At 64.3% G+C, this 22,836-nt stretch carries 21 protein-coding genes; 16 read left to right on the forward strand and 5 right to left on the reverse strand.

The window, feature by feature from the left end:
• Nucleotides 1–4 precede the first annotated feature (4 nt).
• The 3 genes from ABS772_RS06315 (at nucleotide 5) to ABS772_RS06325 (ending at nucleotide 2,259) form a co-directional block, all read left to right on the forward strand.
• Nucleotides 5–1,009 carry a hypothetical protein gene (locus ABS772_RS06315; RefSeq protein ID WP_350393040.1) on the forward strand — a complete coding sequence of 335 codons (1,005 nt, stop codon included), beginning with the start codon at nucleotides 5–7 and terminating at the stop codon, nucleotides 1,007–1,009.
• Nucleotides 1,010–1,123: 114 nt separating this feature from the next.
• The gene (locus tag ABS772_RS06320; RefSeq protein WP_350393042.1) at nucleotides 1,124–1,528 is read left to right on the forward strand and encodes a hypothetical protein; all 405 of its coding nucleotides are present in this window, start codon (nucleotides 1,124–1,126) and stop codon (nucleotides 1,526–1,528) included.
• Nucleotides 1,529–1,614: 86 nt separating this feature from the next.
• Nucleotides 1,615–2,259: a MerR family transcriptional regulator gene (locus tag ABS772_RS06325; protein WP_350393044.1), complete on the forward strand. Its 645-nt coding sequence runs from the start codon at nucleotides 1,615–1,617 to the stop codon at nucleotides 2,257–2,259.
• 285 nt (nucleotides 2,260–2,544) lie between these two features.
• Here ABS772_RS06325 and ABS772_RS06330 read toward each other — a convergent pair whose 3' ends face one another.
• The 3 genes from ABS772_RS06330 to ABS772_RS06340 form a co-directional block, all read right to left on the reverse strand.
• Nucleotides 2,545–4,632: a response regulator gene (locus ABS772_RS06330; protein ID WP_350393075.1), complete on the reverse strand. Its 2,088-nt coding sequence runs from the start codon at nucleotides 4,630–4,632 to the stop codon at nucleotides 2,545–2,547.
• Nucleotides 4,632–10,442, reverse strand: a complete 5,811-nt coding sequence (locus ABS772_RS06335) for a HAMP domain-containing protein (protein WP_350393045.1) — start codon at nucleotides 10,440–10,442, stop codon at nucleotides 4,632–4,634. The genes ABS772_RS06330 and ABS772_RS06335 overlap by 1 nt, the downstream gene beginning before the upstream one ends.
• A gap of 786 nt (nucleotides 10,443–11,228) precedes the next feature.
• Nucleotides 11,229–11,735, reverse strand: a complete 507-nt coding sequence (locus ABS772_RS06340; RefSeq protein WP_350393047.1) for a MarR family winged helix-turn-helix transcriptional regulator — start codon at nucleotides 11,733–11,735, stop codon at nucleotides 11,229–11,231.
• A 101-nt stretch (nucleotides 11,736–11,836) separates the two neighbouring features.
• Between ABS772_RS06340 and ABS772_RS06345 the strand changes: the two genes are divergently transcribed.
• From ABS772_RS06345 to ABS772_RS06375, 7 genes are all read left to right on the forward strand, one after another.
• Nucleotides 11,837–12,334, forward strand: a complete 498-nt coding sequence (locus tag ABS772_RS06345) for a DUF417 family protein (protein WP_350393049.1) — start codon at nucleotides 11,837–11,839, stop codon at nucleotides 12,332–12,334.
• A gap of 13 nt (nucleotides 12,335–12,347) precedes the next feature.
• The gene (locus tag ABS772_RS06350) at nucleotides 12,348–12,500 is read left to right on the forward strand and encodes a hypothetical protein (RefSeq protein ID WP_350393051.1); all 153 of its coding nucleotides are present in this window, start codon (nucleotides 12,348–12,350) and stop codon (nucleotides 12,498–12,500) included.
• 117 nt (nucleotides 12,501–12,617) lie between these two features.
• Entirely contained in the window at nucleotides 12,618–13,835 is a 1,218-nt protein-coding gene (locus tag ABS772_RS06355) for a tyrosine-type recombinase/integrase (protein ID WP_350393052.1), read from the forward strand.
• A gap of 76 nt (nucleotides 13,836–13,911) precedes the next feature.
• Nucleotides 13,912–14,406 carry a major capsid protein gene (locus ABS772_RS06360; protein WP_350393053.1) on the forward strand — a complete coding sequence of 165 codons (495 nt, stop codon included), beginning with the start codon at nucleotides 13,912–13,914 and terminating at the stop codon, nucleotides 14,404–14,406.
• A gap of 88 nt (nucleotides 14,407–14,494) precedes the next feature.
• Nucleotides 14,495–14,791, forward strand: a complete 297-nt coding sequence (locus ABS772_RS06365) for a hypothetical protein (RefSeq protein ID WP_350393055.1) — start codon at nucleotides 14,495–14,497, stop codon at nucleotides 14,789–14,791.
• Nucleotides 14,788–15,147, forward strand: a complete 360-nt coding sequence (locus ABS772_RS06370) for a head-tail joining protein (protein WP_350393056.1) — start codon at nucleotides 14,788–14,790, stop codon at nucleotides 15,145–15,147. The genes ABS772_RS06365 and ABS772_RS06370 overlap by 4 nt, the downstream gene beginning before the upstream one ends.
• Nucleotides 15,144–15,812: a DUF6441 family protein gene (locus tag ABS772_RS06375; protein WP_350393058.1), complete on the forward strand. Its 669-nt coding sequence runs from the start codon at nucleotides 15,144–15,146 to the stop codon at nucleotides 15,810–15,812. Before ABS772_RS06370 ends, ABS772_RS06375 begins: the two co-directional genes overlap by 4 nt.
• Before the next feature lie 110 nt (nucleotides 15,813–15,922).
• On the opposite strand, the gene ABS772_RS06380 is transcribed toward ABS772_RS06375, so the two are convergent.
• Nucleotides 15,923–16,522, reverse strand: coding sequence for a hypothetical protein (locus ABS772_RS06380; RefSeq protein ID WP_350393059.1), 600 nt, complete (start codon nucleotides 16,520–16,522; stop codon nucleotides 15,923–15,925).
• A 286-nt stretch (nucleotides 16,523–16,808) separates the two neighbouring features.
• On the opposite strand from ABS772_RS06380, the gene ABS772_RS06385 reads away from it, so the two are divergent.
• Both ABS772_RS06385 and ABS772_RS06390 read left to right on the forward strand, forming a co-directional pair.
• On the forward strand, nucleotides 16,809–17,243 hold the full coding sequence (locus ABS772_RS06385; protein WP_350393061.1) for a hypothetical protein: 435 nt from the start codon (nucleotides 16,809–16,811) through the stop codon (nucleotides 17,241–17,243).
• 24 nt (nucleotides 17,244–17,267) lie between these two features.
• Nucleotides 17,268–18,209 (forward strand): phage tail tube protein, encoded by a 942-nt coding sequence (locus tag ABS772_RS06390; RefSeq protein ID WP_350393062.1) that lies wholly within the window; start codon nucleotides 17,268–17,270, stop codon nucleotides 18,207–18,209.
• 5 nt (nucleotides 18,210–18,214) lie between these two features.
• On the opposite strand, the gene ABS772_RS06395 is transcribed toward ABS772_RS06390, so the two are convergent.
• Nucleotides 18,215–18,766 carry a hypothetical protein gene (locus ABS772_RS06395; protein ID WP_350393064.1) on the reverse strand — a complete coding sequence of 184 codons (552 nt, stop codon included), beginning with the start codon at nucleotides 18,764–18,766 and terminating at the stop codon, nucleotides 18,215–18,217.
• A 133-nt stretch (nucleotides 18,767–18,899) separates the two neighbouring features.
• On the opposite strand from ABS772_RS06395, the gene ABS772_RS06400 reads away from it, so the two are divergent.
• The 4 genes from ABS772_RS06400 (at nucleotide 18,900) to ABS772_RS06415 (ending at nucleotide 22,679) form a co-directional block, all read left to right on the forward strand.
• A complete protein-coding gene (locus ABS772_RS06400) occupies nucleotides 18,900–19,187 on the forward strand; it encodes a hypothetical protein (protein WP_350393066.1) in 288 nt (95 codons plus the stop codon).
• Nucleotides 19,188–19,402: 215 nt separating this feature from the next.
• A complete protein-coding gene (locus tag ABS772_RS26425; RefSeq protein WP_456238264.1) occupies nucleotides 19,403–19,498 on the forward strand; it encodes a hypothetical protein in 96 nt (31 codons plus the stop codon).
• Nucleotides 19,488–22,301, forward strand: coding sequence for a phage tail length tape measure family protein (locus ABS772_RS06410; RefSeq protein WP_350393070.1), 2,814 nt, complete (start codon nucleotides 19,488–19,490; stop codon nucleotides 22,299–22,301). Before ABS772_RS26425 ends, ABS772_RS06410 begins: the two co-directional genes overlap by 11 nt.
• A 3-nt stretch (nucleotides 22,302–22,304) precedes the next feature.
• Entirely contained in the window at nucleotides 22,305–22,679 is a 375-nt protein-coding gene (locus ABS772_RS06415; RefSeq protein WP_350393072.1) for a hypothetical protein, read from the forward strand.
• Nucleotides 22,680–22,836: the final 157 nt, after the last annotated feature.

Consider the following 22,836-nt stretch of genomic DNA (forward strand, 5'->3'; position numbering starts at 1 on the left):
TCCTATGCGCAAGCCCAAGCTGGCCGCCGAGGCCGTATCCTGCGAGACGGAGCTTACCGGCCTCGTCACCACCCGCAATAACCTCCAGACCCGGCAGACCGCTCTCACTTCCGAACTGGAGCAGGCCGTCGCCCGCCGCCGCGAGGCGCTGATCCAGGGCGCCGATGCCGCCGCCATCGCCGATGCCGAGCGGGCCTGCCGCGATATCGAGGGTACGGCCACCGGCATCGCCGATGCCCTCGCCGAGGTCGAGCGCCGCATCGTCGCGACTGAGCAGCGTATCGCAGCCGAGCGCCAGACGGCCGAGATCGAAGCGGTCGCCGCAGGGCTCGAGCGGAACGCGGCCGAGATCCAGAAGGCCGGCGACCGCCTCGCCAAGGCGCTGGCCGAGGTCGCCAAGGCGCATACCGGCCTCGCCATCACGATCAGCGGGTCTGCCGCCGGTCAGTTCGATCCGGTCAACGGCCCGGCCGGTCCCCTCGCGATCGCCAGCAACCTGCTGCTGCACGGGCTGGTGCAGGCGATGCCCGGCCTGGAGATCCGCGCCGAACTCAAGCCCTGGTCGACGTACAGCGCGCCTTCCCAGATCGAGGGCGCCGACCCGATCCGCATCGCCGCCGAGTTCGGTGAGCGTCTGCGCGAGACCGCCGGCAAGGTCCGAGCTCGCGAGATCGGGCACGAGCTGCCCGTCGGCGAGGACTATGCCGAACCGGTGCCGTTCGATCTCGCCGAGATGCAGATCTACGTCATCTCGCCGTTCTCGTATCACCGACGGGCGAACGCTCCGACGATGGTCACCTCCCCGGTCACCCTGGTGCCCTGGCCCGTGGCCGAGCGGGCGATCGAACTCGGTGTCGCCGCATCGTCCGAGACGCCGGAGTGGCGCCAGGCTCGGAAGGCGGATGCGGGCAGCGCCGACGCCACGACCACCCCCCACGGTTGGGGCAACGTGGTCGATATCGAGTTCGACCTCGCCGCGTGGCTGATCGACCAGCGCGCCGCTGCCTGACCCGAGATCGCCGGAGGGTGTCCTTCCCCTTCGGTGATGCGCCCGCTGATGATGACCCGGCTTCGGTCGGGGCCGCGGGCGCCCTCCCATTCCTCCGGCTGACAGGACACCCCGATGCCGATCCGTACCGACGACGAGTACCGCGCTGCCCTTGCCCGCCTCGACAGCGAGCGGGTCATCCTGCGCAGCCGCTCCCTCACCGACGATGAGCAGCACAACTTCGATGCCCTCATGCGGGACATCGAGGCCTATCAGGCGACACACTCGCCCGGCGCCACCGCTGCTCCCGTGTCCGGGCCGGCCGAACGACCCGCCCCGCAATCTGCATCCGCCCAGCCCAGCCCGCAGCCCGTACAGACAACCTCCGGCCAGGTGCTCGCCTCCGCCTCCATGCGCCGTGAACTCGAACGCCGCGGCATGACTGCGGTGGTCCAGCCCGATGCCGGCGCCTCCGCCTCTCAAGCCAGCATGGACCGCGAGATCCGTCGGCAGGGACTCACCCCGCTAGGGGCAGCCTGACCCTGAACCGTCAGGGCCCCTGGAGCCCCTGAACCTATACGGGTGGTCGGGGCCCCAACCATTCCTAGCGACAGGGTTCGAAACTGATGCAACAGAGCACGTCCGAACCCCTCATCACCATCTCGTCGGCCGCCAAGCGACTCGGCATCAACCGCAGCACGCTCTCCCGTCAGATCAAGGCCGGACAGGTGCGTGCCTACGGGCAAAAGGTGTTGCTTTCAGAGGTGTTAGTGGATCGAGCCGCCAACATCGACCTGACCCGATCGGGTCGGCGGGAAGGCCTGACGGAAGCCGAAAACATGGCCCGTGCATCAGAGTTTGATGCAACGGCTGATGCAACACCTGATGCAACGGACGACGAGCTGGAACAGGAAGCCGAAGGTACCTTCGTTCTGGTTGACGGAAAGGCTATGCCGCTAGGCAAAGCTCGGGCCTTGAAGGAGACGTACCTAGCCCGGCTCCGCCAGCAGGAGTTCGACGTGAAGGCGGGTTCGCTCATCGACCGTGCTGCCGCCGAAAGGGCATTCTTCGAGGAGGCGCGGGCGATCCGTGATGCATGGCTAACTTGGCCAGCTCGTATCGCCGTCGAGGCAGCGGACCAGATCTGGGTCGATCCGCGCACGGGCAAGGTTGATGAGCGGTCTTTGGTTTCTGTGTTGAACCACCTCGTGAGGCAGCACCTCACTGAACTGGGTGAGCCGGACCAACTCGGCCTTGGAGCAGTCGGCTGAGTGCAGTGGCTAAGCGGTGGGTCTCATGCGTCGGTTTTGCCGAACGCAGCTATCGATCCCTCTCGGACAATCCATCCACGCGCCTCGAATCCACGCTGCTGACCCGTTGCGGACCTTCCGCCCTGCCTGTTCGAATGTCCGCTCGGAAGGCGTTGCTGACCTCGCTGCATGTTTGACTCCCTCAGTTCTGGCTGATCCGCTCGATCAGCCCGGCTCCAGGCCAGCCCGTCACGGCATGACGCTCGTCGCGTCGGACATCACTGGAAAGAAGGACATCTCCAACTCTTATTCGTGCGGCATTGTCTCATGCGCATTGCTGAGCAGACCACGCAAGGTTTCGACCAACTCGGTCGCGCGATACGGCTTCTGCAGCAATGAGAAGCCGTTTGCGTCCTGATCTTCTCGAAGGTAGCCAGACGACAGCAAGATTGGCATGTCTGGCCATCGCTGGCGGATGATGTGCCCGAGCTCGATGCCGTTCATCGCGCCAGGCATGTTCACGTCGCTAAAAACGAGGGCGATGTTCGACTCTATTTGCAGGAGGCGGAGGGCCTCGTCGACGTCCTGCGCACTGAAAACCTTGAAAGCAAGCGACTCGAAAGTCGAGATCACTGTTGAGCGAACATCAGCGTCGTCCTCGACGACGAGTACGGCTTTCCCTGCACCATTGACCGAATTCAGCGGTCCAGGGGCGTTCCCTAGATCGATTTTCTCCGACAGAGAACTCCGCCCGGCAAGCACGGGCAACGTGATAACGAACCGGGTGCCTTGGTCCGGATTGCTGTCAACGGCGATGGTTCCGCCGCTCTGCTGTACGAAACCGTAGACCATGCTCAGACCGAGCCCGGTGCCTTTACCGGCCTCCTTTGTCGTGAAGAAGGGTTCGAATACGCGGGCGAGGACGGCTGGAGACATCCCTGTGCCCGAGTCGGTGACCGCGATCTCAACTGAGTGCAACGGCTCGGAGTCTTCCTGCGCGATCGCCCCATGACGCTTGATGCGAATGCCCAAAGCCCCCCCGTTCGGCATCGCGTCCCGCGCATTCACAGCGAGGTTGATGAGGGCGGCCTCGAACTGAGCGTGATCAACGCAGACTTCCGGCAGCCCATCCTCCAGGTCTGCGGAGATCGCAATCCGCTCCCCAAGAGTGCGTTCTAGGAGCTTGATCAGGCCAGGGATGAAGCTTGTGAAGTCCAGCGCTCTCGGCTGGAGAGGAGAGCGCCGCGAGAAGGCCAGCAGACGGCTGGTAAGTTCAGCGCAGCGGTGGGCTCCCTCGATGGCGCTATCGACGCGGCGAAGCGCCTTCTCGTTGCCCAGCAACGAGCTCTTCACTAGGTCAAGGTTGCCGATCACGATGCTCAGCATGTTGTTGAAGTCGTGCGCAATACCACCTGTCAGACGGCCAACCGCTTCAAGCTTTGAGGCGTGCTGCAAGCTGAGTTCAAGCTCCTTGCGCTCCGTCACGTCGAACCACATCCCAAACAGTTCGACCGGCGTACCGTTCTCATGACCGTTGATCACGATCTGATCGAGGATATGCCGTTCCCTGCCGTCCGCGTTGCGCCAGCGATATTCGAGAGTTACCGCGCCAGCTTCCGAGACCGTGCTCAAATCTGCAGAGATCCTGTCCCTGTCATCCGGTTCAAGCTGCTCTACCCAGAGGTTTGATTCAGCAAAGGCCTCGCGCGAGAAGCCAGTGATGCGCTCGATGCTGTCATTCGTGAAGTGGAGGCGTCGATCGTCTCCACTGAACGGTGAGGTGTAGAGCGCAATGGGGAGACCACGCAGGACAGCGGCCTGATGTTCCTCACGCCTGCGCAGAGCCTGCTCGGCTGCAAGCTTCTCGCCACGTACGCGCAGGTTTTCCAGGAGCAGCTGCTTCTCCGCCGCCGCCTTGCGCTGAATCTCCTCGGTCTTCAGGTATAGGTCGACGAAGACATCGACCTTCGATTTGAGGACGAGCGGTTGGATCGGTTTGAACACGTAGTCCACTGCGCCGGCCGAGTATCCGCGGAAGATGTGGATGTCCTCCTTGTTGTGAGCCGTGAGGAACAGGATCGGGACACGGGACGTGCGCGAGCGGCTGCGGATCAGGGAGGCGACCTCGTAGCCGTCCATGCGCGGCATCTGCACGTCGAGCAGGATCAGGGCGAAATCATCCCTGAGCGCCTGCCGCAGGGCTTCTTCCGGCGAGTTCGCCAGCACGAGGTCGATCGCCGGATCGGCGAGGACCTCGGAGGCGGCGAGGAGATTGCGTCGATCATCATCGACGATGAGGATCTTCGCCCGAACCGGATCGGGCTCAGTGCGGGCACTCGGCAGCTCGGCGGAGCCGCCAGGCCCGGTCGGAAGGAAACTCGGCCCGTCCTTCATCATGGTTGCCGATCGAGGGGCGTCGTGTCGCCGAGCCTGGGCGCGGGGCCGCGTGCGACCTCGCCACGCCGGGCCAACTGCACCCGCAGCACCGCGAGGAGCTGATCCATGTCGATCGGCTTCGAGACGTAATCGGACGCGCCCGCCTCAAGGCACTTCTCGCGGTCGCCCTTCATGGCTTTCGCGGTCACCGCGATGAGCGGCAGGCTACGGAAGCCGGCCTCCGCCCGGATCGCGCGCATCGTCTCGTAGCCGTCCATCCCCGGCATCATGATGTCGATCAGCATCGCATCGACGTTCGGGTTGGACTTGAGGAGTGCGATGCCGTCCTGCCCGTTCTCGGCGAACAGGACGTCCAGCCCGTGCTGCTCGAGGGCGCTCGTGAGCGAGAAGATATTGCGCAGATCGTCATCGACTAGGATGACCCGACAGCCCTGAAGTGACATCGCGTCCTTCCGCCCGACGAGGATCTGCTCCTCGACTGGAACGCGATTGATAGCGCGGTGCAGGAACAGCGCGGTCTCATCGAGTAGTCGCTCGGACGAGCGCGTATCCTTAAGGATGATCGTCGAGGCGGTGTGCCTGAGCTGCCGCTCCTCGGCGGCCGTCAGCTCTCGACCTGTATACACGATGATTGGCAATTCCTCCCCGTCCTGGGAGGCACGGATCTGCTCGATCAGCTCGGAACCGCCGATATCGGGCAGGCCGAGATCGATGATCGCGCAGTCGAACCGGCCGCCCGTCAGGGCTTCCAGCGCGGCGGAGGCCGTGCCGACCCCGAAGATCTTGACGTCTTCTTCGCTCAGGAGCGCTGTAATGCTGGCGCGCTGGTTCTCGTCGTCCTCGACGAGCAGGAGGTTGCGCACCGGCCGCGTGATGAAATCCTTCGAGCGCTCCAGGGCGCGCATCAGGCCCTCGCGCTCGACCGGCTTCTCCAGAAATCCGAACGCGCCCGCGCGGAGGCCGCGCTTCTTCTCGTCGTTGACCGAGATCACGTGGATCGGAATGTGCCGGGTGCGGGGGTCGTTCTTCAGGAGGTCGAGCAGGGCCCAGCCGTCCATGTCGGGCAGACCGATGTCGAGGGTGATGGCGTGCGGCTTGAAGCGGTGCGCGAGGCTCAGCGCGCCGGCCCCGTCCTGCGCGATCAAACCCTTGAAGCCACGCTCGCGCGCGAGTTCCAGCAGCACGGAGGCGAACATGGCGTCGTCCTCCACGATGAGCACGATGTGGTCGCCCGGGTGAATCGCGTGGCGGTCGTCCGCGGAGGACGAGAGCGCCATCGCGGCGTTCGGCTGGCGGCCAATCGGCCCCGACGGCGCGTACCCGTCCGATGCCTCCGCCGCGCGTCCGGTGAGTGCCTGCGCGGGCGGTTCGAAGGGCAAGAACAGGGTGAAGGTGCTCCCCGTACCGACGCGGCTCTCGACTACGATCTCGCCGCCCAGCAGGCGCGCGATCTCGCGGCTGATCGCGAGGCCAAGGCCTGTGCCGCCGTACTTGCGGCTCGTGGTTCCGTCGGCCTGCTGGAACGCCTCGAAGATGATCCGCTGCTTGTCCTCGGCGATGCCGATCCCGGTATCGGTGACGGACATGGCGATCCACTGGGTTCCGGCGCGCAGAGGCGAGCCCTCCGCCGAACCGATCTTGAGCGAAACGCTCCCCTTCTCGGTGAACTTGAAAGCGTTGGAGAGAAGGTTGCGCAGGACCTGCTGCAGGCGCTTCGAGTCCGTCCGCAGGGAGCGCGGCAGGCCCGGATCGACCTCGATTACAAAGGCGAGGTGGCGCTCCTCGGCGAGCTGCCGGAAGGTCCTGTTGAGATTCTCGCTGATGTCCTGCAGCGTGACTTCGCCGATCTCAAGCGACACCGTGCCCGACTCGATCTTGGAGAGATCGAGGATGTCGTTGATGAGTGACAGGAGGTCGGTCCCGGCCGCGTTGATCGTCTTGGCGAATTCCCGCTGCTTGTCGGTGAGGTTCCCGTCGCGGTTCTCGGAGAGAAGCTTCGAGAGGATCAGTAGGCTGTTGAGCGGCGTGCGCAGCTCGTGGCTCATATTGGCGAGGAATTGCGACTTGTAGCGCGAGGTCAGGCTCAGCTGTTCGGCCTTCTCCTCCAGCGCCGTTTTGGCGATCGAGACTTCGCGGTTCTTGCCCTCGACCTCACGCTTCTGGATTTCAAGCAAGCGCGCCTTCTCCTCCAGCTCGTCGTTGGTCTGCTGCAGCCGCTCCCGCTGGTTCTTCAGGAGATCCTCGGATTGCTGCAGCGAGGCGGCCTGCAACTCCAGGCGATCGTTCGTCTTCTTCAATTCCTCCTGCCGGCTCTGCAACTCGCCGGTCAGGAGCTGAGACTGCTTCAGGAGGCCTTCCGTCCTCATGTTGGCGGCGATCGTGTTGAGCACGATCCCGATCGACTCGGTCAGCTGATCAAGGAATGACTGGTGAGTCTCGCTGAAGCGGTTAAACGACGCCAATTCGATGACCGCTCGGACTTCCTGCTCGAAGAGGACGGGCAGCACGATGATGTTGAGGGGCGGCGCCTCGCCGAGAGCCGAGCCGATGGTGATGTAGTCGCCCGGCACGTGGGTGAGGAGGATGCGCTTCTTCTCGAAGGCGCATTGGCCGACGAGGCCTTGACGAAGGCGATAACGGTTCGAGAGGTTCTTGCGCTCCGTGAAAGCGTAGCTTGCCATCAGATCGAGAATCGGCTCTCCGCCCTCGTCCTCCACCATGTAGAACACGCCGCGCTGTGCGTTCACGAGCGATGCAATCTCGGACAGGATCAGGTTCGAGACCGTGGCGAGGTCGCGCTCGCCCTGCAGCATGCGGGTGAACTTGGCGAGGTTCGTCTTCAGCCAATCCTGCTCGGCATTCTTGAGCGTCGTGTCCCGCAGATTGCGGATCATCTCGTTGATGTTGTCCTTCAGCGAGGCAACCTCGCCGGAGGCCTCGACCGAGATCGAGCGCGCGAGGTCCCCCTTCGTCACGGCGGTCGCCACCTCGGCGATGGCGCGCACCTGGGTCGTGAGGTTCGCCGCGAGCTGGTTCACGTTGTCTGTCAAATCGCGCCAGAGACCCGCCGCGCCCGGCACCCGCGCTTGGCCGCCCAGCTTGCCTTCGACGCCCACCTCACGCGCGACGTTGGTCACCTGGTCGGCGAAGGTCGCGAGCGTCTCGATCATCTCGTTGACCGTGTCGGCCAGGGCCGCGATTTCCCCCTTGGCATCGACCGAGAGTTTCCGCTTGAGGTCGCCCTGGGCCACCGCCGTGACGACATCCGCGATGCCGCGCACCTGACCGGTGAGGTTGGCGGCCATCATATTCACGTTGTCGGTCAAATCTTTCCAGGTGCCGCCGACACCACGGACCTGCGCTTGGCCACCGAGCTTGCCCTCCGAGCCGACCTCACGAGCCACGCGGGTCACCTCGGAGGCGAAGGAGTTCAACTGGTCCACCATCGTGTTGATGGTCGATTTGAGCTCCAGGATCTCGCCCTTCACGTCGACGGTGATCTTCTTGGAGAGATCGCCGTTGGCGACCGCCGTCGTCACGTCGGCGATGTTGCGCACCTGACCAGTGAGGTTGGCCGCCATCATGTTCACGTTGTCGGTGAGGTCCTTCCAGGTTCCGCCGACACCGCGCACCTGCGCCTGGCCCCCGAGCTTGCCCTCGATGCCGACCTCGCGGGCGACGCGGACCACCTCGGAGGCGAAGGAGTTCAGCTGGTCCACCATCGTGTTGATGGTCGATTTGAGCTCCAGGATTTCGCCCTCAACGGCTACCGTGATCTTCTTGGATAGGTCGCCGTTGGCGACCGCGGTCGTCACCTCGGCGATGTTGCGCACCTGACCAGTGAGGTTGGCCGCCATCATGTTCACGTTGTCGGTCAAACCCTTCCAGACGCCGCCGACGCCTTTGACCTGAGCCTGTCCGCCGAGCTTGCCCTCCGTTCCGACCTCGCGGGCGACGCGGGTCACCTCCGAGGCGAAGGAGTTCAACTGGTCCACCATTGTGTTGATGGTCGACTTGAGCTCCAGGATCTCGCCCTTCACGTCGACTGTGATCTTCTTAGACAGATCGCCGTTGGCGACCGCCGTCGTCACGTCGGCGATGTTGCGCACCTGCCCCGTCAAATTTGCGGCCATCAGGTTCACGTTGTCGGTGAGGTCGGCCCAGGTGCCGGCCACGCCCTCGACGCGGGCCTGACCGCCCAGCTTGCCCTCCGAACCCACTTCTTTCGCGACGCGGGTCACCTCGGAGGCGAAGGAGTTCAGTTGGTCCACCATCGTGTTGATGGTGTTCTTGAGCTCCAGGATCTCGCCGCGCACATCGACGGTGATTTTCTTGGACAGATCGCCGTTGGCGACCGCCGTCGTCACGTCGGCGATGTTGCGCACCTGCCCCGTCAAGTTAGCGGCCATCAGGTTCACGTTGTCGGTGAGGTCGGCCCAGGTTCCGGCGACACCGCGCACCTGCGCTTGCCCACCGAGCTTGCCTTCCGAGCCGACCTCACGAGCGACGCGTGTCACCTCGGAGGCGAAGGAGTTCAGTTGGTCCACCATCGTGTTGATGGTGTTCTTGAGCTCCAGGATCTCGCCGCGCACGTCGACGGTGATCTTCTTGGAAAGATCGCCGTTGGCCACCGCGGTGGTGACTTCGGCGATGTTGCGAACCTGCCCGGTGAGGTTCTCCGCCATCATGTTGACGTTGTCGGTCAGGTCCTTCCAGGTCCCGCCCACGCCCTCGACCTGGGCCTGGCCGCCGAGCTTGCCCTCCGTGCCGACCTCGCGGGCGACGCGGGTCACCTCGGAAGCGAAGGAGTTCAGCTGATCCACCATCGTGTTGATGGTCAGCTTCAAGGCGAGAATCTCACCCTTCACATCGACGGTAATCTTCTTGGACAGATCGCCCCGCGCAACCGCGGTCGTGACCTCGGCGATGTTGCGCACCTGCCCGGTGAGGTTCTCCGCCATCATGTTGACGTTGTCGGTCAAGTCCTTCCAGACTCCGCCGACGCCCTTGACCTGCGCCTGTCCGCCGAGTTTACCCTCCGACCCCACCTCCTTAGCGACGCGGGTCACTTCCGAGGCGAAGGAATTGAGCTGATCCACCATCGTATTGATGGTCGATTTTAGATCGAGGATCTCGCCCTTCACGTCGACCGTGATCTTCTTGGACAAGTCGCCGTTGGCCACCGCGGTGGTGACTTCGGCGATGTTGCGGACTTGGCCCGTCAGGTTGGCCGCCATCAGGTTCACGTTGTCGGTCAGGTCCTTCCAGGTTCCGCCGACGCCCTTGACCTGCGCCTGTCCTCCGAGCTTGCCCTCGGAGCCGACCTCGCGGGCGACGCGGGTCACCTCGGAAGCGAAAGAGTTCAGCTGATCCACCATCGTGTTGACGACCTTGCCGATCCGAAGGAACTCGCCGCGCAGGGGCCGGCCCTCGATCTCGATTTGCATGGTCTGGCCGAGGTCGCCCTTGGCGACAGCCCCGATGACGCGCGCCACCTCTGTGGTGGGCTGAACCAGGTCGCCGATCATCGTGTTGACCGACTCGACGCAATCGTTCCACCCGCCGGTCGCGGCCGGGAGCTTTCCGCGCTCGCCGATGCGCCCGTCCTTGCCTACCGCGCGGGCAACCCTGTCGAGTTCACGAGCGAGCCCTTGGTTGAGCTCGACGATATCGTTGAACGCTTGCGCGATTTCCCCCTCAATGCCCGTCAGATCCAGCGGCAGCCGAGTTGAGAAGTCACCCTTCCGAAACGCACGAAGGCTCTTCAGAAGAAGCTTCGGCTCCAACTGCAACGTAGTCGGTGTCATGCGGGTACACCCTTAGGGTAGATGATTCAGCCCAGCGAGGCATTCTTTGGGTCGTCGGCGGCTGTGACAAACCACTGCCGAGGAAGAACGGCAATAGGGCGCAACGTGAATGGTTGCTCGATCCTTCGGCTCGCAGAGCGGCCCAGCACGTTGCTCTTCCCGATGCATGGCCGTTCGGCTGAGAACAGGCCCTCTCGTCGCGGCGCAGATCGTGGTTTTTTCGTTCCGCGGCGCGCTCTGCCCTGACGAGCAGCAAGCTAGAGGCTGTTATGGCCTTGCTGGCTGGGAGGCTCAGATGCTGGGATATGGGCCTGTCCCGGAAAGCCTACCCATCTGATAAACCTGATGCTAATCTGTAGCCACCAATGTTGACGCCAAGGCACTATGTATTCCCTGCGTCAACGATCGGTTTTGTATCAACAGCGTGCTATCCGCTGGCTGCGGGCGAAGGTCCGTTAATGGCGCGAGGTCGTCAGTCAGCGCGCAGATGTTGAACAGCGGCTTCCCACCCTTCGCAGGCATTCGGAAGGTCCGCTTACCGGCAAGCTGCCCGGACCTCACAGACGAAGTTTGGCTGGAAGACGGGCATTCCCGAGCAACTGCTCGCCGCCGCCCTCGAACATGGTGATACACACCGCGCTCGCGGCCCTGGGCGCTGTCGATGACGGAGTGGTCGAACTGACGGCGCGAACATCTACCACGTGGCGTTCCGCATCGAACGGACGAGGTGCTCACGGCCCTGCGCGCTCTTCGTCGAGGTAGGAACAAAGGACGCACCGGCGAAGATCAGCCCGCTGGGGGCTCCACCGCGCGACAGGTCAGTTCGGCGTCGACGGGGCAGCCGACGCAGGCCTCGTAATCACATAGCCGGCAGACCGCGTAGGCGTGATCGAGATCGGTGACGAAGCCGCGCAGAACCTTCTCTGCCAAAATTCCAAAGGTCTTCCGCTCCTCAACTGTCAGAACGGTCAGCGCTTGTGTGACCGTATGATCTCTGGAGGCGATCACGGCCTGACATGTCACTTGACCGGCGGCGGTCAGTTGTAGCGCGACGGTCCGCCGATCTTTGGCGGATGGTGTCCGGATCACAAGCCCGTCATCAACCAGGCGGTCGACCAAGCGGACAGTGCCCGGATGCGACAGCCCGAGGGACCGGCGCAACCGCTCGATCGTCATGCCGGGATCGTGACCCAAGAGGGCTAACGCCGCTGCTGCGGGCCCGAGTTCTGGTGCCTGTGCCTGCGCCTCGCGCAGCATCGCATCCGAGAGACCCAGCGCCAGCGCGCCGATCACGTTTTCGCTTCGACTGACCATTCCACGAAAATATATGCGTCACGCATAGACAGCAAGTCAGGAGGTGATTATATGCGTGGCGCATACATTGGAGTGCCACGATGCAAACGCTGTTCTTTCAGAGCCTGATGCGCATGGCGCAGGACCGTGGGATCGCCGTCACCGGCGTCGGCCGTGTTCTCGCGCTTATAGGTGTCGTCCTACCGCTGTTCATGATCGGTATCCTCAAGTTCACCGCGGTCGAGGTCGAGGCGCTCAAACCCGTCATCAGCGGCACGCCGTGGCTCGCTTGGCTTTACTCCGCCTTCGGTGAGTCAGGCGCCTCCTATCTGCTCGGCACCGTCGAAGTTATTACGGCGTTGCTGTTCGTGGCTTCGCCCTGGTCGGCGCGCGCTGGAACCGTCGCTGGCGCGATCGGGTCGGTTACCTTCGCAGTCACATCCTCGACGCTTCTCGCCCTTCCGATCTGGGAGGAGGGATCGGGTGGCTTCCCCTGGCTCAACGCACTGGGCTCATTCCTCATCAAGGACGTGGCGCTGCTCGGCGTCAGTCTCGTCGTGCTCGGCGAAAGCCTTCCACGGCTGCGCGCGACCGCCTGAGTAGCGAGAGGTCGTGAAAGCCGTGAACGGCGAACAGCGGATCCAACGCGTCTCGGTGGTCGCGACCGTGACGCTCTCCATCGCCGGCGTCACCGTGGGCCTCGCTGCCGGGTCCACCGCGATCGTCTTCGACCCGCCAAACCTTCGGCACTCGCGCTGCCGGTAGCCTCTGGCTCGCCCTCGGCCTGCCCGTCGCCCCCGAAATGCGGGAGGGCCGGCGTCAATCCGATTTCGGCTTCACCTACGAATCCCTTCCCACCACCGCAGAGAGGAGCGCCTGGACATGACTTGTGTGCGAAAGCGAAATCTTATCGACAAAGCGGGCAAGCCCTACATTCGCTATGTTGTGGACTACAAAGACAGCGCGGGCGTTCGAAGAACTCCACAGTTCGAGAAGAAGAAAGAGGCCGACGCGTATCTTGATAAAGTCAAGCGAGAACTTTTCGAGGGCGTCCACTTGGCGGCTTCACAAGCCATGACTTTCACAGATCTCGCAGACCTGTTTTTGAAGGACTGCGAACGTCGCCACCGCATCCGAGATGCAATGTCGGGCAACACCCTTCGGCTCGCGCGACTGATGGTGCGGGGCCATCTCTTGCCAGCCTTTGGTAAAGACAAGGTGACGGACATTACGGGGGCGAAAGTGCGTAGCTTTGTGAACTCGAAGGCAGAGCGCTACGCACGCGTAACTGTAGGCAAGATGATAAAGCAACTCAGGGATATATTACAATTTGGAATTAGAGAAGGACACTTGCGCCGCAATGTTGTCCGAGAAGACCCGCCGCGCAATCCCGTCCCCGCCCGTGGTCAAATTGAGATCCCATCTATTGAGCAGTTGCGATCCATTGTTGCGGTGATTGAGAAATCGCCGAAAGATGCTTCGGACAGACTTGTAAAAACTGGATGGCGCGCAAAAGAGGCTGGAGCACAACAGATACCGGTTGTCGTCTACCTCGCCCTCACGGCCGGCTTGAGGTGTGGAGAGATTTGCGGTCTGCGTTGGGAGAATGTCGATCTGATCCGAGGCATCATTCACGTTAAGCACAGCCTATCGCGGGTCGATGGCCTGAAGGGGCCGAAGTCGAAGGCCGGCCTGCGGACCGCTCCAATCGTCGCCGCCCTGCATCGGCACCTGCACGTGCTGTGGGATGCGCAGGGCCGCCCTCCTGTGGGTCCGGTGATCTGCACCGAGCAAGGTGGGCCGGTAGCGGCGCAAGCCTTAGGCAAGCAGTTGTGGCTGCCGGTGGCGAAGGCCGCCGGGGTGACACGCGATAACGGCACGCTGATGGGATTGCACGCGGTTCGGCACGCGGCGGTAAGCCTCTGGATCAAGGCGGGGCTCGGCGATCTCGCGCTGAAGGGGGTGGTGGGGCACGCCTCGGTCTCTACGACCAAGGACGTCTACGGACACCTCTATGCCGCCGAGGGCGACGCGGGGCGGGCCATGAATTCCTCGCTTGCGCTGCTCCGCCTGACGCACGAGCTCGACGCACCAAGGTAGCAGAGAAGCCTCCTGCAAAGTTGCAGGAAAGTAGCACGGCCGACTAAGTGGCTGATATTCAAGACATAAATATTACATGGAGGACAATCTGCTCGGTGAGACCATGAGCGGCGTGCACGCTCTGGCGTCTCCGGAGTGGATGGCGAAGTTCACCAGCCACGCCTCGGTCAAGGAGGCGTTCAAGTACTTCACGGCGACGCAGAATCCCCTTCGCGACAGCGTGCGGAAGGGCTTCCCGTTCAAGGGCATCCTGTTCGAGGAGTATCGGGGCGCTGCCTCCTACGTCCAGGAAGACGGCTCGATGAGCGTGCCCGACCGGTTCATCCCGGCGGGCGACGTGCGCTTCTTCCCGCTGGGGACGAACGACACGTTCACGAACTACTGGGCGCCGCCGGACTTCTGGAGCAGTGTCAACCGGGCCCCGCTCGTCGACACCCCGGATGCCGAGGTGTTCGTGGCGCCGCTCGAGCCGAAGAAGTTCGGCAAGGGCATGGACATCCACACGGAGTCCAATCCGCTGCCGCTGGTGAAGCGGCCCCAACTGCTCGTCCGCGGCACCACCTCGAACTGATCGAGTCCGCCCGCCGGCCCCCTGCCGGCGGGCGCATCCCTCACCATGAGCGCCCGCGCAGCGGGTCGCCGCACCGAGGAGCAGCGTCATGCGACTGCGCGAGAAGGGCAAGAACGACAACGAGACCGTCGCCATGGGCTGGGACGAGGCGCAGGCCGCGCTCGCCGCCGGCACGCACGAGGTCGCGGAGGGGGCGGCCGTCGAGGAGGGCCGTCAGCCTGGCAGCATCGCGCAGCAGGCCGGCCAAGGCGACGAGGCGTCCAACGACGACCTCGACGACAAGACCAAGGTCGAGCTGGAGCAGCTGGCCAAGGAACGCGGCGTCGACATCGGGTCGGCCAAGACGAAGGCCGACATCATCGAGGCGCTGCGCGCGGCCCGATGAGCGCCTTCGCGATGGCGATCGACGCCACGTTCGAGGATCCGAACCACGGCGAGGACGCCATCTGGCGTTCGGGCGGCACCGGTCCCGGCCTGCCCGTGCGCATCCTGCGCCTGTCGCCCGAGGCCATCGTCGGCCTCGGCGACCAGCGCTACGACCTCAACGCGATGCTGATCTCGGTGCGGTTGTCCGAGGTGCCGGAGCCGGCCAAGGGTGATCAGGTCGACATCCTCGACGAGATGGGCGCCCTGTTCGAGACGCTGCAGGTCACCGGCCTCGCCCGCATCGACGTGCGCCGGCTGGTGCGCACCTGCGAGGTCTCGCCGCTCGCGCCCGACGAGCCGGACGACGAGCCGTGAGGTTCAGCACCACCGTCACCGACCCGCGCGCCGCGATGAACGGCACCGAGCGGCAGATCGCCCGGTCCGTCACCGCCGGCATGCGCGAGGTGACCGACGGCCTGAAGGAGGATCTGCGCGCCGACGTGCGCGCGGCCGGCCTCGGCCAGCGCCTCGCCAACACCTGGCGCGGCCAGACCTTCCCGCGCACCGGCGAGAGCGCGGAGTCCGCGGCCTATGTCTCCAGCAACGCCCCGAAGCTGATCGATGCCTTCGACCGCGGCGTCACCATCACCGCCCGCAACCGCCGCTTCCTGGCGATCCCGACCCCGGACGCGGGCGTGCGGCAGGTGTCGAAACGCCGGTCCAAGGGCTCGACCGGCAACACGCTCACGCCCGCGGCCTGGGAGCGCGAGACCGGGATCAGGCTGCGCTTCATCCCGAGCAGGAACGGCGGCGGGGTGCTCGTCGCCGACGCCTACTATCGGCGGCAGGCGGCGCGCTACCAGGGCCGCAAGTCCTTCCGCCCGATCAAGGAGGCCGGGCCCGACAAGGGCCGCTCCTTCGTCGTGATCTTCGTGCTGGTCCGGCAGGTGAAGCTGCGCAAGCGGCTGGACATCGACGCGACCGCGAAACGCTGGGCCGACCGCGTGCCGGGCGCCATCGCCGCGAACTGGGAAGCCTGAATGGAGGAAGCCGCGCGGCTACCTTACGCGGTCACAGAGCCAAACTAGGCACTGCAACAGGCAATTGGAGAAACGATTTCGGACACAGCTCGCACTCGATCCGACGCAAATTATTCGCCGTCTTTGAGCGCCTTTGCCAACATGATATCTAGTTCGCCTTGAAGTTGTTTAGTTTTTCTCTCGACTAAAACAAACAATTCGTCTGGCCATACTTCACCAAGCGCAATCGGAAACCTGTCGTCATCTCCAGCTGCACGCATTGCTCTATAAACCGCTACATGGCGTACATATTGCATTAGCGCCTTTTGCAATTCTGGACTTGCTTGGGCCAAATGGATTTTTGTCTGTATGATTTGCACTATCTCATCATGATTCGGCAAAACTACCCGACTTTCTATTTCCTTTGCGATGTTTTTTAGTCGTTCGTCCGAGCTTCTTTTGTCCAAAATCCTGTTCCATACCGCATTGTCTTTTTGCAATCTGGAATAGATTGGCCAATAAAACTCATTCAATTGCTGCGATTTGAAATCTAAGCTAGATTTAACGAGCAAATTACGTCTATTTTCTGCGACATTTAGATCTTTTTGTATGCGCGCGACAATGACGTCTAAAGTTTTTTCCGTGGCTTTGCCACTAAACCATACAATTGCTGCGCCTAGCGCTGTCGCCGTCGTCAGGCTCGCGATTATCCCGCTTACAAGGCTGTTCATCAATCCCTCTCGGAGACTCATGTGAGCGCGTATTCATAACACCAGTAAATAGATGTGCAATATACGCATCGCCCAGCGGCACTTCAGGTCGCCTCATTCGTCGCTGTCAGAAAAAAGAAATACAATCCAAATTTTTCGCATCTATTCTGCTATTCCCATCGAATTAACCCTTGATCTCGGACTTTCCGCGCGAACTAGCCGAACAGTTCGAGGCGGATGGATGTATGACCCATCTCATCAGCAGGTGAGGTGCTCTCCTTTGACAGCTAGAAGTTAGCGAGCCCTCATGCCGAGCAAGCGCGAGCAGGTCATCGAGGCCGTAGCCGGCTTAGTGAAGCAGGCTCTTCCGAAGGCCACGCACTACCGCAACGAGGAGAAGGCGCAGACCATCCCGGCCGGCGGCCACGTCAACGTTGAGGACGGCGACCCGGGTGACCCCGAGGTGACGCTGAACCCGACCACGTGGATCTACGAGCACCAGATCCCGGTCGACGTCGCGGCGAACAACAGCCGGACACAGACCGCCGAGACCCGCCTCGACACGATGATGCAGGCGATCGGCGCCGCGGTCGCGGCCGACCGCACCCTCGGCGGGCTGTGCGACTACCTGCAGGTCACCGCCGCGCAGACCGAGGGCCTGACCTCCGAGGGCGCGCCGACGTCCCGCTACGGACTCATCACCATCGTCGCCGTCTACGGCACGACCGACCCCCTGAACTGAACCACCCCGCCAGAGGAGAGACCCATGGCCCGCGCGCGCGGCTCGAACGCCATCATGGCGGCTGCCTTCGAGACCACCTACGGAACCCGGCCGACGACCGGCTACATGAAGCTGCCCTTCGTCTCGTCGAACCTCGGCGAGGAGCAGAACCTCATCGAATCCGACCTGCTCGGATACGGCCGCGAGCCGCTGCCGCCGTCGCGCGACGTCATCAACAACGACGGCGACGTCGTCGTGCCGATCGACCTGCGCAACTTCGGCCAGTGGCTCAAGCTGTTCATGGGCGCGCCCGCGACCGCGACGGTCAGCGGCGCGCAGGAGCACGTGTTCTCCTCGGGCGCGGTCAGCCTCCCGTCGATGACGGTCGAGGTCGGGCTGCCGGAGGTGCCGAGCTACGGCAAGAACTTCGGCGTCCGCGGCAACACCATGCGGGTGCAGATGGCCCGCTCGGGCCTGCTCACCGCGACGCTCGGCCTGATGGCGCAGGGCGAGGTGAAGGAGACCACGTCCGGCGCCGGCACGCCGACCGAGGCCGCGATCGAGCGCTTCTCGCCCTTCCAGGGCGCGATCACCCGCGCCGGTGTTGCGCTGGCGTCCGTCTCCTCGGCCGACTTCACCTACTCGAACCAGCTGGAGAAGGTCGAAGTCATCCGCGCCGATGGCCGGATCGAGGACGCCGACCCCGGCATGGTGGCGATGACGGGCTCGATCACAACCCGGTTCGCGAACACGACGCTGCTCGATCAGGCGACCTCGGGCGCGCCGGTCGAGCTGACGTTCGGCTGGGTCACCGACGCAACGCGCTCGCTCGTGTTCCGGGTGCCGGCGGTCTACCTGCCGCGCGCAAAGACCCCGGTGACGGGTCCGAGCGGCGTGCAGGCGACCTTCAACTGGCAGGCGGCCAAGGACAGCGTCTCAGGCAAGACCGTCATCGCCACGCTGCGCAACAACGTGGTGACGTACTGAGGCGCTCAGCGGATGGCGCCCCGAGAGGAAGTCACAAACCTCCCAAGGGCGTCCCAAACACATACATATGAAAACACAATCTCCTGCCCGGCAGCCTTGATCTGCAAGTCGACCCCAGCGCCGCCATCGATAGACGCGCTCAATTTAGAGATGGCCATGCTCCGAACCGCGTCGGGGCCTCCCGATGCGTACTGGTACTTCAGCGCCTCGCTTAGTTTGTCGTCAACAAAACTAATTCGTCCGTCAATTGATTGCACAGTCGTTTCTAGATTGTTGTATCTGCCGATTACGGCTTTTGCCGCTTCATCCTTAGACATTTTGCTGATCGATGAGCCTGCGATCTGCATACCTACGATGTTCGGCGCCTTTTCTGCGGCGGAGAAGACGCATAATTTCTCACTAAGTTCTGCAGCTCGAGCCGCATCTGCTGAAGCAAGCAATGCTGCCGCGAGCGACAAGTGCGCTATTGCTCTATAAATTTTCGGTTTGTTCGGCATCTTTACTCCGCCCTTGTAAATAGAGGCGACCAGTGAACAGCGCGCCACGGCAATCAGCACGCCCGCGCCGCTTCGATCAACCCATTCTGAGGACCTGCGTATGCTCAGATTGCTATCTCAGGCAGAAGAAACGTCGTGGCTCGACCTACTTCCGGGCGTCCGCGTTCGGGTCCGCGCCGCGACGCCGGCCGCTATGATCGCCGCCCGCGCCGAGGCAGGTCAGGCATACCGGCCAGAGCACGCGCCCGAAGGCGACGACGCGCCCGACAATCGCCGCTGGAACGCGGCCGAGTTGCTGGTGCGCGCCTTGGCCCGCTACGCGATCACCGAGTGGGAGGGAATCGGCAGTGCTGAGGGCGAGCCGGTCCCGGTCACGCCCACCAACGTGGACGGGCTGATGAAGGTCTGGCGCGCGTTCGATGCCTTCGACCGCCTCTACGTCATGCCGTTGCTCGCCGAGGGCGAGGAAAAAAACGCCTGATCGCCCTCGCAAAGTGGCACTTCGGTGGGGGCGCTGACTACTGCCGCGCCTGCGAGGATGTCTGCGAGGGCTGCCCCTACACCGAGCACGCACCGCAGACAGCGGCCGGGCATGTTGCATGGGCCGTCGTCGAACGTTGCGGCGGTCAGGTCCGAACGCATTTCGGCGGGGTCTACGGCCTCGACTTCACGGCCATCCTGATGATGGCCGCAGCGATGGGCGCGCCCGGCGGGCTGCTCTCCGAGATCCTGCCGTTGATCGAGCCAGTCGTCGTTGCCGCGTACCGAGAGGGCGCTGAGAATGCCGAATAACATCGCCATTCGCATCCAGGCCGAGGGGGGCGTCGAGCTCCGGCGCACCTTCGAGGACGCGGGCCGGGCCGGGCAGGACGCCTTCCGGCAGGTCGGCACGGCAGCCGACCAGGCGAGCGCCGCGACGGATCGCCTGACGCAGAAAGCGCGGGATGCCGCGAGCGCAGCGCAACGCACGGGATCGCCCCCCTCGACGGGCCAGCCCGGCGCGAGCGCCGCCACGATGCGCGAGGTCGAGCGGGTCCGGTCGCGCCTCGACGAGGAGTACCGCAACGCTCGGCAGCTTGACCGGGACATTGCCGTGATCGAGCGCGGCACGGCCTCGGGCAGCCTCTCGGCGGATTATGCCGCCCGCCTGCGCGGGCTGGCCGAAACGCGTTACGGCGGACCGGGAAACGACAACAGCCCAACGCGGCGGGGCCTCGACAGCAACCAGCGTCGGGACCTGATGTATCAGGGCGGCGACGTCGTTGCCTCGCTCGGCTCTGGCGCCGGGATCGGGACCGTTGCATTCCAGCAGGGCCCGCAGATCCTACAGGGCCTCGCCGCCGGCGAGGGCGGCCTGTCCGGCGGACTGAAGGCACTAGGCCAGAGTGCGCTGGGCCTCGTCACGCCGCTGACCGTGGCGGCCACCGCGGCCACGGCGCTCGGTGCGGCGTTCACTCTCGCCGCCACGCAGGCTTCGAATGATCAGGCCGCTCTGGAGAAGGCGACGCAGGGCATCGGCCGCGCGACCGGCGCGACGGCGGGCCAGCTCGACCTCCTGTCCCGTAGCGCGGCCGAATCCGGCAAAATCAGCACATCTTCGGCGCGCGAGCTGGTGGCGAGCTACACTTCGACCGGCCAGCTCGCGGTGCCGGTGATCGAGCAGCTGACGCGGCTGACCTCGGACTACGCACGCCTGACGTCCCAGGAGCTTCCGGTGGCCGGTGCCGAACTGGCCCGGTTCGTCGCCGAGCCTGCACGCGGGGCCGAGGATCTTGCCTCGCGCATCGGTGGCCTCGACGACCGGACAATGCAGTTCGTCCGGTCCCTTGAGGTCCAGGGCGATCGGACCGCCGCCCAGACAGCGCTGGCAGACGCGCTCAAGGCCACGATCGACGCGAACACAACGGCGACGACCGGCTGGGCGGCGGCGTGGAACACGGTGTCGAGTGCGGCGGATAAGGCTTGGGAGAGCATCAAGCGTGCGGCAGGCTCTGCGACCGGGCTGGCGCCGGAGAGTGCGCAGGCGGCGCTGGACCGCTATAGCAAGCAGGTCGAGAGGACGAACAATATCCGGGCCTTCACCGGCCAAGGCCCTCTAGAACTCGGCAGTAGTGCTATCCGCAACCGCGATGCCGCCGCCATCGTTGCCGACACCGAGGCACGCGAGGCGCGAGCCAGGGCCGCAGAAGAGGCAGCGGTGCGGGCATCCAAGGTCGCGGGCGAGGCTGCCCGGTCGCTCGACCCGCAGCGGAAGGCCTACGAGGACCTCATCTCGAAGCGGAACGAGCTGAACGAGGCTCTGAACAATCCACTCGCCCGCAGCAAGCTCGCCAACGTCGATGAGGTGCGCGAGGCGGCCACGGCCTACGATCGTGCAGTCACGACGATGGTGGATGCCAACGGCCGCCTGATCACCAGCGCCGAGCGGTCGCGTCAGGCGGACCAGCTTCGCGCCGATGCGCTGAAGGCGAACACGGCCGAGGAGAAGGCCGCGGTTGCCGAGCGACAGAAGGCCTTCGATCTCGCCGGCAAAGCCCTGACGCCGCTGAACGCCGGCGCTGAAATTACCCGGGCTGGCATGCTCGCCCGCATCGAAGCCGACTCGAAGAAGAGCGGCGGTGGCGGCTCCGATGCCGAGAAGCGGGACGACTACGACCGCGCCATTCGCTCGGCCGAGGACCGGACCCGCCGTCTCGAGGAGCAGGGTTCGACCTACGGCATGGGCGCCGAGGCGATCGAGCGCTACCGGGTGCAGACAGAGTTGCTGACCGCCGCTCAGCGTGCCGGCCGAGACATCACGCCTGAGCTGACGCGTCAGATCGAGGAGTACGCGAACAAGGCTGGGGATGCCGCCAAGCGCAGCGAGGAGGCGCGCGACAGCCTGCGCGATATGGACAACTTCCGCGGCGTCGGCTCCGACGGTGTCCGGTCTCTGGTGAGGGATCTCGGCGACGCCCGAAGCGGCGCGGACATCCTCGGGAATGCGCTCAACCGCGTGAAGCAGCGTGTGCTCGACCTCGCGTCCGACAGCGTCGCGGAGTTGCTATTCGGCAAGCGCGGCTCGGCTGCCTCTGGCCTGTTCGGCTCCGGCGGCGGCATCGGCAGCCTGATCTCCGGCTTTTTCGGCGGCGGAGGCGGAGGCGACTCCCCCACCGGTGGCGTCAGGCTCTTTGACGTCGGCGGTTACACCGGCCCCGGTGAGCGTTACGACGTCGCTGGTCTCGTCCACCGCGGCGAGGTTGTCTACTCGGCGGCCGACGTCGCCCGTCACGGCGGCGTTGCAGCGGTCGAGGCCTTCCGCCGGAGCAGCGGCCTACGCGGCTACGCCGAAGGCGGCGTGGTCGGGCGTGAAGCTTTCACGATGCCGAGCGCTGCAGCGATGCGGCCTGCCAACGGCAACGCGCTGCCGCCCATCAACTTCATCGACCAGCGACCGGCGGGGTCGCCCGAGATGGAACCCGCCGTAAAGCGTCGCTCGGACGGAGGCATCGACGTGATCGTGCGCACCATGGAGAGTCGGATGGGTCAGCGCGCTGCCGCCGGTCAAGGCCCCTTCAAACAGGCGGCGGGCGGCGCCGGCTACCGGATCGGCTGACGTATGGCGATCCCCTCCTGGCCGTCCACGCTGCCGGAGCTGCGCGGGCTGGCATCGTCCGGCGGCACGCGCAGCCTTCATCCGGCCCCGCAGGAAACGCAGTTCGACGACGGTCCGTCGCGCCGCCGCCGTCGGCAGCTCTTCGTCACGACGCCGCTGAGCATGACTCTCCGGCTGACGCCCGAGGAGTTCGTGATCTTCAAGGCGTTCCACCTCAACGACCTGAACACAGGTGCGCGCCGCTTCACCGCGCCAGTGCTGCTGCCGGACATGAGCATCGGTGAGCGGATCTGCTCCATCGTAGGCGAGGTCGGGTGGTCGGCGCCGCAGCGGTCCAAGTACGTCGTGACCTTCACCCTCGTCGTTCAAGATTGGTGACCCCATGACGGTGAGTGCCGCCCTCCGCGAGACCTACGCCTCAGGCGACGATGATTGCGTTTGACCTGACCGGCTGGCTTTGGACCGGGCTGATTGAGAGGATCAGTCAGGACCGAAGGAGTCGGACATGCGGCGAGGACAGAAGACGAGTGCGGAG

The sequence above is a fragment of the Methylorubrum podarium genome (genome assembly GCF_040270385.1).
Taxonomy (GTDB): Bacteria; Pseudomonadota; Alphaproteobacteria; order Rhizobiales; family Beijerinckiaceae; genus Methylobacterium; species Methylobacterium podarium.